A 14,511-nucleotide genomic window follows, 5' to 3' on the forward strand; every position below is an offset into this window, starting at 1 on the left:
GGTCTATGTAATCAGGTGTAAATTCACATTGAATATGAAGTGTTAAAAGATTGCTTGGAAACAAAATCTATTGAAAAGTGAGAGATTAATCAAATGGAATATGTGAAGCTTGGTCATACCGGTTTGGATGTTTCCCGCATTTGCCTTGGTTGTATGGGCTTTGGTGTTGCAGAGCGTTGGATTCATCCATGGGTGCTTGATGAAGAGAAAAGTCGTCCGATTATTAAAAAAGCCTTGGAGCTTGGTATCAATTTTTTCGATACGGCGAATGTATATTCAGACGGAACGAGCGAGGAAATTGTTGGACGGGCTCTTAAGGATTATGCCAATCGTGATGAAGTTGTCCTCGCGACAAAGGTACATTTCCGCATGCATGAAGGTCCAAATGGGGCTGGACTTTCCCGAAAAGCAATCATGAGTGAAGTGGATAAGAGCCTTAAGAGATTGGGAACCGATTATGTGGATCTGTACCAAATTCACCGTTGGGATTACAATACTCCCATCGAAGAGACAATGGAGGCCTTACATGATGTTGTAAAGGCTGGGAAAGCCAGATATATTGGTGCGTCTGCCATGTACGCATGGCAGTTTCAGAAGGCGCTACATATCGCTGAGAAACATGGATGGACCCGGTTTGTATCGATGCAAAATCATTTGAACCTCATATACCGTGAAGAGGAGAGAGAAATGCTGCCTCTCTGTAAGGAAGAGAAGATCGGTGTGATTCCCTATAGCCCACTTGCATCAGGAAGATTGACGCGTGATTGGTCGGAAACAACTCATCGTTCCGAAACCGATCAGGTTCAGAAATCTAAATACGATGCGACTGCAAATACGGATCAATTGATTGTGGAGCGCGTTGCAGCATTAGCTGAAAAACGTAACGTTTCCCGTGTTCAAATCGCGCTTGCCTGGTTGTTGCAGAAGCAACCGGTAGCAGCTCCCATTATTGGTGCTACGAAAATATCTAATCTCGAAGATGCGGTAGCTGCTCTTCAGATTACGTTAACACCTGAAGAAATTGCATCTCTGGAAGAGCCGTATGTTCCACATGTGGTAACAGGTGCAGTTTGATATATTCGCTAAAAAGCCCCCCCGAAATTACTTTCGGGGGGGCTTTGCTCTATGTTAGGCAGTCGGTCCGAGACACAGATTTATGGCGTTCCCGCGAATGATCGGTTCAAATACGGAATCAAAATCGACAGATTTCAAAAAAGTTCTTTTAGTCGCATTTTTTGGACATACTCAACATTGTTTGTTAACAGTTATTTTTATAGATATTAGCAAAACTGTTTCTCTAGACCCAAACATATCTGGTCGAGTATGATTGTCATCGACATGGATAGAGAGTGGGGTTGGGGTACAGATGGAAAATACGTATGATGACATAAAGCAAGGTGAAAAAGGTGCATGGTTAAGTATTATTGCATATATCTGCTTATCAGCATTAAAGTTAGCAATCGGGTATTCCACAAACTCCGAAGCTTTATCGGCTGATGGTTTAAATAACGCCACAGACATTATCGCTTCAATAGCTGTATTAGTCGGGCTCAAAATATCAAGAAAGCCACCGGATAGAAACCATCGGTACGGTCATTATCGAGCTGAAACGGTAGCTGCGTTAATCGCATCTTTTATAATGTTCGCAGTAGGACTTCAAGTTCTGTATCAAGCAGTTATGAAGTTTCGGGTTCCGAGTATGGAGTCTCCCGACATGATTGCCGCGTGGACAGCTGTTCTTTGTGCCATTGTTATGTACTTTGTCTATCTATACAATGTTCGCTTGGCAAGGAAAATAAATAGTAACGCTTTGATGGCAGCGGCACAGGATAACCGTTCGGATGCATTTGTAAGCATCGGTGCCTTTATCGGTATTGTGGGTTCTCAATTTGGCCTACCCTGGCTTGACCCTTTAACGGCTCTACTTGTGGGTGTTATAATTTGTAAAACAGCTTGGGATATTTTTCGGGATTCATCTCATGCTCTTACGGATGGCTTTGACGATGAAGAGCTTCAAATCATACGGCAAACCATCCGCGATATACCAGGAGTGGAAAAGATTATTGATATCAAAGCTCGTATCCATGGAAACAAAAAGTTGGTCGATGTGACCATTGGCGTAGACCGTGAGCTAAACGTAAGCGAAAGCCATGACATTACCGAACATATTGAAAATAGAATTTATGAGCTTTATAACATATCGCATGTGCACATTCACATAGAACCGGTGGAATCTAATAAATTAGGAGGCGGTATTGCTTGAAAACAATCCAAAACATGTTTGAACATTTGAATTGGGCTAATCAACGCATTCTAGAAACCTTGCAAAATGTTGAAGTTGAGGACCAACCGGTACGATTATTTCTTCATATTCTTAATGCTGAACAAGTATGGGTAACTAGATTAAAGGGGATGGATAGTTCACAAATGCCCATTTGGTCGGAGGGTGATATTGCGGTCTGTGCAAAACTTATTAAACAAAATGCAGAAAGCTTCAAAACACTTCTCACTGAGTTAGCAAATAGTGACCTAGATAACTTGATAACATACAGAAATAGTAAAGGGGAAGAGTTTAAGACATCTATAAGAGATATTTTAACTCATGTAGCACTTCATGGTCAGTATCATCGAGGACAGATCAATTCGCGACTTCGAGCAGACGGTATTGAACCCGTTAGCACGGATTATATTCTATTTGTTAGATAGTCATTTAGATGTAAGTCTTCTTCATCCACTCCGTTATAGCAAGTCCTTCTGATTCGTGGAATTCCTCGACATCCGTCATTTCCAATATTCTATTGCCATTATCCAGATAAAGTAGGAAAAACGAAAGCGAAAGTCGTGATCGTGGGAGGCAGACTGCTCATTGATCATAGTACATTAAGATAATCGCACAAGAATGAGAAATGACGGACAGACCACGATTATGGGATTAACCGCTTCTATTTTGATAATAAGGAGTGACATGGATGAACACAGCTGATATTAATGTAAGGGACCCGTATATTTTGGTCCATGAGGAGAAGTACTACCTCTATGGAACAAGAAGTGCGACAGCATGGGGGCTTGCAGACGGATTTGATTGCTATGTGAGTGAAGACCTCGAAAACTGGGAGGGTCCTATAGAAGTTTTCCGGAACAATGGAGATTTTTGGGCAGATCGAAATTATTGGGCTCCTGAATGTTATTCCTACGAGGGAGCTTTTTATCTGGTAGCTACTTTTAATTCAGAGCATCGAAACATGGGGACTCAAATACTTGTATCCGACTCACCAACAGGACCGTTTATGCCTCATAGCGATGGACCGGTTACTCCGAATGAATGGGCTTGTTTGGATGGAAGTCTATATTTTCATAAGGACGGAACCCCCTATATGATCTTCGGACATTCTTTCCAGGATACACCGAAGGGAGAGATGTGTGTCATAGAGCTTTCGAAGGATTTGCGTACAAGCGTTGGTGAACCAAAGTTACTTTTCAAAGCAGCAGAAGCTCCCTGGTCTGTTCCGATCCCGTTTGCAAAAAAGGAGTTTGGATTGGATGGCGATGTTTATTTTGTTGATGGGCCATGTTTATATCGAACCGAATCTGGAAAGTTGATCATGCTCTGGTCTAGTTGGGGAGCCAAAGGTTACGCGGTTGGGGTGGCGTATTCCGATAATGGCGAGCTTGACGGAGCATGGCATCATGAGAAAGCGCCCTTGTTTGGTGAAAATGGCGGTCACGGGATGCTCTTTCAAACCAAGGAAAAGGAATGGATGTATACCTTACATTATCCTAACGATCGATACAAGGAGAAACCGCGGTTCATAAAAGTGAAAGAACACAACAATGGACTTCTGTTGGTCGATGAGGGATCGTCCGGGTTTCAACAATAAAAATACCTTATACTAACGGCGAACTATAGCGTAACGAAGGACTGCCATTTGGCAGTCCTTCGTTACGCTATAGGCAGTTTGCTTTAATTAAGGAGCATAGTGAAACTTAGTCAAATATTAGACGTCTATTTTAAGATAAGGGGAGGATTGGATGAAGATTAAGCATTTGCTTTTCTTGATTTTAATATCATCTTTAATATTTCCGAGTAAGCTATCAGCAACTTCATGGGCTAATCAATTTGTCGTTTGGCATGGTTATGCTTATGTAGTAAGTGATGAGTATGTAACAGAAATAGGTAGTAAGATTGGGCATGTGACTAAGTATTCTGATATGGCAACCTATACTGGTAATTTCTCGAACGCTTATAAGAAAGGGACTAATTATTATTCTATTAAAGGGATTAGTACAGACGCAGCGATAGCAGTCCAACATAAAGAGGGTACTTATAAAAAAGCAATCCGAAATGGGAAATTCGAAGGAGAGAATAAAGATAACTCCGGTGCAGTGAAAAATTGGATTGTTATTTCTCTATTCGCTATTTTGGGTCTTTTTCTCGTTAGAAAAAGATATAAAAAGTAATTTCCACAATAATTGAAGAAGTATCAGGATGGGGCACCATTCGAAATGATTTCCATGAGGGGTGTGAAAGAAGTGAAACTCAAGCTCTCAAACAGGAATTTCATCTTAAAAATGATAGTGCTACTTGTAGTGGTAACTGTCACATCAATGTGGGCTTACAATTATTTTAGTACAAAGGTGTTTTACCTAGATGACAAGAAGTATTCGGAAAAATCTGCTCAATCTACCCTGATTACTAAATATACAGCCTGGTTCGGCAAGCCAATTCGGATCAACAATAGTCGGGATGTTAAGGAATTACAAATAGACGAGGATACATACTTGCTGAAAGAGCTTGGCTCAACGGGGGATAAGGAAACGTACCTTGTTACCTATCCTAGCGGTAACGTTTATACAGTAGAGGATGTTAACCATTCCGGATTTCTTCTGGCGTACGATAAGAATGGCGAAGTTGTGCTTGGTTTTCAAGCTTATTCAAACAATGAAAGGATACTTTCTCCCGGCGAAGAGTATTATCATCCGAGCAGTCTGGTAACAGCTGCTTATGACAAATATCATGAGCGACAAGGAAATGTATTTTTATTTATATTGTCAATTTTATTTTTTGCTTACTGTTGGTGCGTGTTCCGAAAAGAAGCATTTCAAAGATTTCTATTTAAATTATCGTATCGACTTTGGGTTGTTGATCCCGAACCTTCCGATTTCTATTTTTTCATGACTAAAGCAGGTGCAGTCGGGGGCATGGTTGTTTGTGGGCTGGGCCTTTTGCTATCTTTAAAATAAATCGTTGTATGATAAAGGAGGGGATGAACATACATAAAAAGAAATATTTCATTCTAATGCCACCTATGTTACTAATTGGGCTATTTATGTTTTATTTTCTTCCAACAAATCAGAGACCTTATGTGTTAGTGGTTCCAATTGTTTTTTGGTTAATTTATTCCACTTGGCTATTTATTGAAAGAAAACAAAAGAGAATGAATTGAGGGGGAACTAGCGATGCTTGGAAATCGTATAGCGATGGGCTCAAGTTGCGAAGTTTATGAATGGGAGGGTAACGACAAGGTGGTCAAGCTGTTTCATACGAACACGACCTCAGAAGCAGTTCAGCTAGAGTATCGAAACAGTTCTGTAGCTTGGAAGAGCGGATTACAAGTACCTCAACCGTTCGAACAAGTGATATGGGAAGGCCGTCACGGAATTATTTTCGAAAAAGTAGTCGGAGAAACGATCATAAATCGAATTTTTGAAGGGTTGAATACGTTTCAAAGTATTGATTTTGACGAAGCGGACAGTGACCTGCGAATATATGCGAGAGCACTGAATGATATTCATAAAACAACCACCTTCGATATCGTTACCGATCAAAAAGAGAACTTAAAAGCGATTATTGGCCATCCTGCAATGTTTACCATAGATGAGATATCAGCAATTCATCATTATATTGACCTTTTACCTGGTAAAAGTATGCTTTGCCATGGTGACACGAATCCCGGTAATCTGATACTGAGAGATGGCAAACCAGTTATGATCGATTGGATGCATGCTGCAATTGGCAACCCGGCAGCGGATGTGGCAGAGGTTTGCGTGATGATCGAGTATGCCGTTTTGCCCCCAGAAACTCCTGCTGCCGTAGATCAGTTCTTTCAAGCTTCACGTAAAGTGGCATACGACATTATTATTGATGAGTATTGTCGGTTGTCTGGAGTAACAGAGGATGAGATAAGGTCATGGTACGTTCCGGCCGCCGCACGTTCAATCGCATCTGGCGCCCTACTGGATGAACAAGTAGCCAAACTTGCTACTATGATCCGGCAAAGGCTATGCCTGGTCTAGAAATTTTAGAGCTTTTACTGAGACAATCGTGCTTCAATATAATGTGTTACTATTCACCGTAATATATCTAAACACAAAGTACAGTTCGACTTTTCTTACTCTAGCCCTAACCCTTCTTCAAATCCGAGCATAATGTTCATATTTTGAATAGCTGCCCCTGATGCACCCTTCCCCAGGTTATCAAATCTAGAAATAAGTAATATTTCATCTTTATGACCAAAAACAAATATATCTAAATAATTTGTATTATTACATTGCATGAGATTAAAGAAACCGTCTTCGAGATATGCCTCAGATTCATAAGGCATAACTCGAATAAATCGTTCATCCTGATAATACGAGGCAAGCACTTCTTGAATATCTCTTGCCGTTACGTTCTTTGTAAACATTCTTGGAAAGAGAGGGATAGTAACTGCATCACCCTGATAATAGTTTCCGACTATTGGGGTGAATATTGGTGCAGCGTTTAACCCGGAATATAGCTGCATTTCTGGAAGATGCTTGTGGTTAAGATTAAGTGCATAATGTCTTGGGGCGAAAAGCTGTTCTCTATTTGAACTCTGATATTCAGATATAAGTTTCTTACCTCCACCACTGTATCCTGTAAGCGAATAACAGGACGCAGGGTAATCCCTCGGTATAATTCCTTCAGCTACCAAAGGGTGCGTAGTTAAAATAAAGCCTGTAGCGTGGCATCCTGGGACAGATACCCTAGATGAATTTTGGATTCTATTTCTTTGATTTTTATGTAATTCTGGTAAGCCGTATGTCCACGCCGAGTTCGTCCTAAAAGCAGTACTTGCATCGATTATTTTTGTCTTTTTATTACTTACCATCGTTACCGATTCTCTTGAAGCTGAATCTGGGAGACAAAGGAAGACTAGGTCTACTTCATTTAGTACTGCTCTACGAGCATCGTTATCCTTGCGCAACTCTGACTCAATTTTGACTACTTCAACGCTAGAAATCTTAGACAGGTACTCATGTATCTTTAGTCCTGTTGTACCTTCTTGACCATCCACAAATATTTTATATTCCATTTTTTCGCCCCTCATCAATCAATTTATGTATAATTATAAATATAAATGCATATATATTCAACGCTAATCAGAATAAATTAATATGAAGGGAGATTTGACTAGTATGAATGAACAAAGTGCTAAAAATAAGATAGCTTGGGAACATCGAGCATATGAATTTTGGAACAAACGAGATGGTTCACCTAAGGATAAGGCAAAACAAATATTGGATAATCCCAAAGCACAGCTAAAAAAACATAAGCAATATTTTGAACAGATTGCAGGAAAAAAGATTGCTAATCTTTGTGGTTCAAATGGAAGAAAAGCAGTCCCATTAGCACTGTTAGGCGCAGATGTAACCGTATTTGATATATCGGAAGAAAATAAAAAGTATGCCCTAGAACTGGCGGATACGGCGAATGTACCTATACAATATGTTGTTACTGATATTTATGATATAAACTTAGAAATGTATAGTGGTCATTTTGACATGTTATATTTAGAGGGTGAATCCAATATCAAATCCAACAAAGTTACTTTGACGAAGAATTACATAGTGGGGATGTAGCATATAAACATTATTTCGAGGAACAGGAGCAACAAGACTTTCCAGATGTTTCGATTAGGCTTTATACTCTTAGCGAAATAATAAATTCCGTTATTACATCTGGTTTTAAGTTAATGAAATTTGATGAGCATCGTGGTTGGAAAAATGAAAACATTCCATGGGAATTTACAATTTTGGCTAATAAATAGATAGAAGTTCTATCCAAGAGAAAACCACTCCATTGTCGGAGTGGCTTCTTCTTTATATGCTTGTGGAACGTAGACGAAACTATATCGCCGGTTTTTTTAGTGCTCGCACGAGCCATCAAGAACCGGTAAGTTGGTCATTGCACATTTGGAATCCATGAGCAATCAGATCATGTTTGGATACGATGGTATAAACTACACAAAGAAAGATTTGAAGGGCATTGCCGGATGATGAATGGGTTGAACATAAGCGTGTAGCAGTAATCACCTTTTAAGGGGGGGGGGAGTGCAAATGGACATTGAATGGATTAACGTTAGATACAAAGAGGCTAATAGAAAGATGGACTCTGATTGGGAAGTATCCCAATGGGTTGATTCGCTTTATCCTGACTTCTATGGATGTTTAATTGTTAATCTCGGATATGCGACACCAGATTATAAAGTTCACTCCAGCTTAGTTGAGCACCTTCCGAAATGGGCAAGCAACAACAAGTCGAAAATTAGGGTTAATACTTCAAACGAGGTAGTGGACGGAGAGATTATATACAAAGTGTGGATCACACCGTTAGACGAGTTCGAACCATTAAGTTAAGTAAAAGGGACACGATAGCACAATGACAACAAGCTGCCGACAATATCGGCAGCTTGTTCAGTTATACCAGCTAATAGCTAGCTAGAAGATAAGCATCGGAAGCATCCGTCTTTACTTTACGAAAGTTGGACTTCCTAAGCCTATTCGAGATGAGCGGATGAATGACATGTACAAAAAGTATATCCTATGAACCCTCGAATATCACTTACAGATAAAACGGCAGTATTCGAAAGCCGATTTCACAAAAACGTCAAAATTTCGCAAGGCTTGATACTGCGCGATTTTGGCTGATTCTTTCATTATTCTTTTATTGGCCGTCTTTATAATGAAATGTAGTAGTCGTCCAGTTGTAGAAACCGCAGAAACCTATCTGTATCCCGTTCATTCGACAAGCTTCTGCTCTCATCTTCATCTCGTTTCAACCATTATAGTAAAGGAGAAAAATCATGAAAAATTCATTCTTATGTCTATTAATTGCATTATTTGCGTTCGGGACTTCATTCTCGCAGATTCGACCTGTATATGCAGCCGAGAACGACTTTACTTATACAGTCGGTTCCAACGGCGCAACTGTTACGGACTACGGGGGCACGGATCTGAACGTGGTTATACCCGGTACGTACGAGGGGATGGCGGTAACCGAGATTGGGAGATCAGCATTTGATACGTACGGTACGGGTAAACCTAAAATTACGAGCGTCGTGATTCCGAACAGCGTGAAAGTCATTCAAACGTATGGATTCCGTTATACTAGCCTCACTTCCATAGACCTTCCTGATAGCTTGTTAACGATCGGCGCCAGCGCATTCGAAAACAATCCGCTTACAACCGTCGTTTTTCCGGACAGTGTGACGACTATCGGCAACTATTCTTTTTATATGAATAGTTTGACATCGATTAGATTATCGGAAAATTTAAAGACGATTAATGGCGGGGCTTTCGACACCAATCACATTACGAAACTGGTCATCCCGGCCGGTGTAACGAATGTCGGCAGTAGCTCATTCTATAATAACAGCCTGACAAGCGTAACGGTGTTAGGCAAAGCAACAACTTTTGGGACAGGCGTATTTGCGGGTAATCCGAGCAATCTGAAAATATTTGGAAATGCGAATTCACCTGCAGCCGCTTATGCGCCGAACAACGGACATACGTTTGTGGACGGAACGGAGTTGTTTCAAGCGGTCGCTAGCGCCAAGTCGTTGTTGAAAAGTCATCTGCCGGGCACCGGCGTAGGACAAGTGCCGGCCAATGCTTACAACGACTTGTCTGCAGCTTATGACGCAGCCATGCTTTTTATCGAAGGAATCGGGAATGCAACCGTCGCCTCCGACCTGGCTGACGCCGCAACCCCACTGACCTCTTCAATCGCGGCATTCAATTCGCAAATTGTCCAGGCCGGCAATCCCGCGGCATTGGGGGCGGCGATCGTGGCGGCGCAGCAAGCGTTGACGGATCATCCGCAAGGCGTAAACGCGGGGCAGACGTCGGCGGGAGACCGCAGCGCTTTGCAGAACGCGATAGCTGCAGCCCAGCAAATTTTCAATCAGGCCGACAAATATCTGCAGGGCGAATTGGAAGAGGCTGTCGCAAATTTGGAAACGGCGATAGATACATTCGAAGACGTGATTATCACAGCCGGCGATCCGACGGCGCTGGGCGCAGCGATTACGGCGGCGCAACAAGCGCTGACGGATCATCCGCAAGGTGTAAACGTGGGGCAGGCGTCAGCGGGTACGCGCACCGCACTGCAGACCGCATCCAATGCTTCGCAGCATATTCTCGATAACGCAAGCAATTACACGCAGGATCAATTGGATATTGCCGTCGGTCAGTTAAATTCAGCGGTGCAAGTCTTTAATGCCGCTGTTCTTCAACCGGGCATTCCGACGGCGCTGGGCGCAGCGATTGCAGCGGCGCAGCAGGCGCTGACGGATCATCCGGAAGGCGTAAACGTGGGGCAGGCGTCGGCTGGAACTCGAATCGCGCTGGAAACTGCAATTGATACAGCGCAGCAGATTGTCGATGACGCAAGCAATTACACGCAGGATCAATTGGATACTGCCGTCAGCCAGTTAAATTCAGCGGTGCAAGTCTTTAATGCCGCTGTTCTTCAACCGGGCATTCCGACAGCGATGGGCGCAGCGATTACGGCGGCGAAGCAAGCACTGATGGATCATCCGGAAGGTGTGAACGTGGGGCAGACTTCGGCCGGAACTCGCACCGTGCTGGAAACTGCCATCGGTACTGCGCAGCTGATTGTCGATAATGCAAGCAATTACACGCAGGATCAACTGGATACTGCCGTTGTCCAGTTAAATTTAGCGGTTCAAGTTTTTAATGCTGCTGTTCTTCAACCGGGCATTCCTACAGCGCTGGGCGGGGCGATCACGGCGGCGCAGCAGGCACTGACGGATCACCCGGAAGGCGTAAACGTGGGGCAGACGTCGGCCGGAACTCGAACCGCACTGGAAACTGCCATCGGTACTGCGCAGCTGATTGTCGATAATGCAAGCAATTACACGCAGGATCAATTGGATACTGCCATCGGCCAGTTAAATTCAGCGGTGCAAGTCTTTAATACCGCTGTTCTTCAACCGGGCATTCCGACAGCGATGGGCGGGGCGATTACGGCGGCGCAGCAGGCGCTGACGGATCATCCGGAAGGCGTAAACGTGGGGCAGACGTCGGCGGGAACGCGCACCGCGCTGGAAACTGCCATCGGTACTGCGCAGCTGATTGTCGATAATGCAAGCAATTACACGCAGGATCAATTGGATACTGCCGTTGTCCAGTTAAATTCAGCGGTTCAAGTCTTTAATGCGGCTGTTCTTCAACCGGGCATTCAGACAGCGCTGAGCGCAGCGATTACGGCGGCGCAGCAGGCGCTGATGGATCATCCGGAAGGCGTAAACGTGGGGCAGACGTCGGCCGGAACTCGAACCGCGCTGGAAACTGCCATCGGTACTGCGCAGCTGATTGTCGATAACGCAAACAATTACACGCAGGATCAATTGGATACTGCCGTCGGCCAGTTAAATTCAGCGGTTCAAGTCTTTAATACCGCTGTTATTCAACCGGGCATTCAGACAGCGCTGAGCGCAGCGATTACGGCGGCGCAGCAGGCACTGACGGATCATCCGGAAGGTACGGATGTAGGGCAGGCATCGGCAGACGACCGAGCTGCCCTGCAGACCGCGATAGATGCGGCGCAGGCTATTGCCGACGATGCGGAAAACCAATCTCAGATTCGATTGGATGAGGCCTCTGTCAGTTTGAGCGAGGCTCTGGCGGAATTTGAAGCCGCTTGGGTGGGGTTGGTGCTAACCACCTCGGCCAATGATTTGTACGGTACGAGCGACACGCTTCGCTTTAAGGTGTTTTACGGATACGAAGTAACCGTGACCGGGACACCGACCGTTCCGATCATGATCGGAGACGATTCTGTCACTCAGACGGTATATGCGCCGTATACGGGAGCACGCGGCACGGCATTGACGGAGCTTACTTTCGAATACGAAGTACCGGCCGGGCTCGCAGATGTGGACGGTATTGAAGTTGCCGCCGCGTTGGAGCTCCCGAATGGCGCAAACATCGTTCGCGCCTCCGGCGGAGCCGCCGCTTCGCTGACGTACGAAGCACCGGACACGAGCGGAATACGTATCGTGGCGATACCGCCCGATGTTACCCTGACGGTTGCACCGAACGGATTGGCACGTAAAGCGATCAGCGTGACGGCAAACGTGTATGGAGTCGCTGCGGGTAATGCGCTGACGGAGCTCCGTTGGCTGGCTGGAAGCCTTAGCGAGGCTGATTTTGCCGGCGGAACGAAAGGAACCGATATTTTGGCCGCGCAGCAATTCACCATTACTGCCAACGGCGATTATACCGTATATGCCCGAGACGAAGCAGGCAATGAAGCAATGAAAGCCATTATCGTCACCGGCATCTCAACATCGTCTTCGTCTGGTAACGTCGTTCGACCGGTCACTTCGGAGACGACCGTAAAGTTAAATCCGGATGGAGGGATTACGGCTCTTGTCGATCCATCCGACATCAAACAGGTTAAGCGTTCGGACGGCACGGTGATCGAACAGGTCAACCTCTCCGAACGGACGAGGGAGCGAGTGCTGGAACTCCTGAAAGATGCGAAGGAACCGTTTGTCAGCATTGAAATCGGCGATCAGGAACAAGCGGTACAGACACATTTTCCGGCTGACTGGATCTCGAATATGGCCAAAGCTTATCCGAATGCGATTATCGAGGTGAGGCTGAACGACTCCAGCTTCCAATTGCGGATAAGCGTGATCGATCTGACCGGCTTGGCGGAGCGTCTCGACGCGGAAGTATCGGATTTGACCGTGAGCATCATTCAGGAGCAGGCCGGCGAGGATGTTCGACAGGAGATCGAACGGATTGGCGTTTCCCAAGGTTTTACTGTATTCGCCAACGTCATCGACTACAAGGTGACGGCGGAAGCAAACGGGCAATCGTTGGAGGTGCGCGACTTCGGCGGATCGTACTTGATCCGGACCATTAAATTGGACGGAAAGAAAACGAACCGTAACCTGGTTGCCGTTCAGTATATCCCGGCAAACAGAACCGTCGTTTTTGTTCCGGCACAGCTGGAAACCGGTCCAGAAGGCACAAAGGAAGCGATTCTGAACGTGCCGCATAACAGCTTGTACACAGTCGTAGATGTGCAGGCCCGACCGTTCGCCGACTTAAACGGATACTGGGCGAAGGTGGATGTGGAGCATCTGGCGTCCAAGCTACTGGTGAACGGTGTGGCGGCCGACCGTTTCGGGCCAGAGGGAACCATTACTCGAGCGGAATTCTCGGCCTTGCTCGTTCGCGGGTTGGGGCTATCCGTGAAGGAGAGCGAGGGCGGTGCCCGGTTTGCGGATGTTCCTGCATCCGCATGGTATGCGTCTGCGGTCGATGCGGCGGTGGCGAGCGGGCTGGTGAGAGGCATCGGTGCCGGACGTTTTGCGCCCAACGACCCGATTACCCGCGAGCAAATGGCCGTGGTGATCGGCGGCGCCTTAACCTTCACCGGCCATAGAACCGGTGGCGATGGGCAAGAGGGCGGCCGTCTGGCCGCTCTCACGGATAGTGACTCCATTTCTTCATGGGCGCAAGCAGCGGTAGTCCGAGCATCGGAAGCCGGTATTATTAAAGGGATGGAAGACGGACGCTTCGCGCCGACGGAGTATGCGACAAGGGCGCAGGCTGCGGTTATGCTGAAGAGGTTCCTGCAATACGTGCATTTTATCGATTAAGACAAGAAATTAAGCAAAGAAATCAGTCCAAAACTCATCGAGATACTCATTCATTAATAAAAAACGAAACGACCGTTTAAGATGATTCCTGTTTGTTCGGGGTCATCTTTTTTATTTCCAACGATAGCGGAAAGTCCGCGTCCGGCGCGGTGGCGTCCCTGAAGATGAACGTTATAGGGAAATTTGCAAGTATTGGCCGGACGCTGATATCTATAAAGTACTGGAAGGAAATTGATGCGCTGTATTCGTATATTACTGCTGTATGCAGGTTGGAATGCTACTGCCAATTCGGTTATTCAACTAATGGAGAACTATAGTTGAATCGAGTACACAAACTAGCAGGCACAGCGGCAGCTTGCTCGTTTTAATTAAGTAAGTGTAGTTATGCGAAACAATAAGCTTCCTTTTTAGTTAATATAGTAAGGGGTGAGAAAGTGGACCACGCAAGAAAATCTTGAGTAAGGTTATTGATGAACCAGAGAAAATATCTGAGCAGGGCAATTGAAAATGGATTTTTGGGTCGATTTGTTTATTATATCAACGGAAACCTTGATCAGTTAGGTAAGTATAA

General features: G+C 45.0%; 11 protein-coding genes. 10 read left to right on the forward strand and 1 reads right to left on the reverse strand.

Annotated elements, in window-relative coordinates; all coding sequences use genetic code 11:
• Nucleotides 1-93 precede the first annotated feature (93 nt).
• From M1K58_RS16090 to M1K58_RS16120, 7 genes are all read left to right on the forward strand, one after another.
• Complete coding sequence (locus tag M1K58_RS16090) at nucleotides 94-1,074, forward strand: aldo/keto reductase (protein ID WP_256759872.1); 981 nt, start codon at nucleotides 94-96, stop codon at nucleotides 1,072-1,074.
• Between the two features lie 292 nt (nucleotides 1,075-1,366).
• Nucleotides 1,367-2,263 carry a cation diffusion facilitator family transporter gene (locus M1K58_RS16095; protein WP_256759873.1) on the forward strand — a complete coding sequence of 299 codons (897 nt, stop codon included), beginning with the start codon at nucleotides 1,367-1,369 and terminating at the stop codon, nucleotides 2,261-2,263.
• Nucleotides 2,260-2,706 carry a DinB family protein gene (locus tag M1K58_RS16100; RefSeq protein ID WP_256759874.1) on the forward strand — a complete coding sequence of 149 codons (447 nt, stop codon included), beginning with the start codon at nucleotides 2,260-2,262 and terminating at the stop codon, nucleotides 2,704-2,706. The genes M1K58_RS16095 and M1K58_RS16100 overlap by 4 nt, the downstream gene beginning before the upstream one ends.
• A gap of 263 nt (nucleotides 2,707-2,969) precedes the next feature.
• A complete protein-coding gene (locus tag M1K58_RS16105; protein WP_256759875.1) occupies nucleotides 2,970-3,878 on the forward strand; it encodes a glycoside hydrolase family 43 protein in 909 nt (302 codons plus the stop codon).
• Between the two features lie 151 nt (nucleotides 3,879-4,029).
• Nucleotides 4,030-4,458: a hypothetical protein gene (locus M1K58_RS16110; protein WP_256759876.1), complete on the forward strand. Its 429-nt coding sequence runs from the start codon at nucleotides 4,030-4,032 to the stop codon at nucleotides 4,456-4,458.
• Nucleotides 4,459-4,521: 63 nt separating this feature from the next.
• On the forward strand, nucleotides 4,522-5,241 hold the full coding sequence (locus M1K58_RS16115) for a DUF6199 family natural product biosynthesis protein (protein WP_256759877.1): 720 nt from the start codon (nucleotides 4,522-4,524) through the stop codon (nucleotides 5,239-5,241).
• Nucleotides 5,242-5,457: 216 nt separating this feature from the next.
• Nucleotides 5,458-6,294, forward strand: a complete 837-nt coding sequence (locus tag M1K58_RS16120; RefSeq protein ID WP_256759878.1) for a phosphotransferase family protein — start codon at nucleotides 5,458-5,460, stop codon at nucleotides 6,292-6,294.
• A gap of 95 nt (nucleotides 6,295-6,389) precedes the next feature.
• Here M1K58_RS16120 and argC read toward each other — a convergent pair whose 3' ends face one another.
• Nucleotides 6,390-7,334: an N-acetyl-gamma-glutamyl-phosphate reductase gene (argC, locus tag M1K58_RS16125; RefSeq protein WP_256759879.1), complete on the reverse strand. Its 945-nt coding sequence runs from the start codon at nucleotides 7,332-7,334 to the stop codon at nucleotides 6,390-6,392.
• Nucleotides 7,335-7,437: 103 nt separating this feature from the next.
• Here argC and M1K58_RS16130 point away from each other — a divergent pair, with 103 nt between their 5' ends.
• The 3 genes from M1K58_RS16130 to M1K58_RS16140 all read left to right on the forward strand — a co-directional run bounded on the left by M1K58_RS16130 (nucleotide 7,438) and on the right by M1K58_RS16140 (nucleotide 13,940).
• The gene (locus tag M1K58_RS16130; protein WP_256759880.1) at nucleotides 7,438-7,881 is read left to right on the forward strand and encodes a class I SAM-dependent methyltransferase; all 444 of its coding nucleotides are present in this window, start codon (nucleotides 7,438-7,440) and stop codon (nucleotides 7,879-7,881) included.
• 477 nt (nucleotides 7,882-8,358) lie between these two features.
• On the forward strand, nucleotides 8,359-8,658 hold the full coding sequence (locus M1K58_RS16135) for a hypothetical protein (RefSeq protein ID WP_256759881.1): 300 nt from the start codon (nucleotides 8,359-8,361) through the stop codon (nucleotides 8,656-8,658).
• A 446-nt stretch (nucleotides 8,659-9,104) separates the two neighbouring features.
• Nucleotides 9,105-13,940, forward strand: coding sequence for an S-layer homology domain-containing protein (locus M1K58_RS16140; protein ID WP_256759882.1), 4,836 nt, complete (start codon nucleotides 9,105-9,107; stop codon nucleotides 13,938-13,940).
• The last annotated feature ends 571 nt before the right edge of the window (nucleotides 13,941-14,511 follow it).

The organism is Cohnella sp. WQ 127256, assembly GCF_024519285.1.
In the GTDB taxonomy this organism is placed as follows: domain Bacteria; phylum Bacillota; class Bacilli; order Paenibacillales; family Paenibacillaceae; genus Cohnella.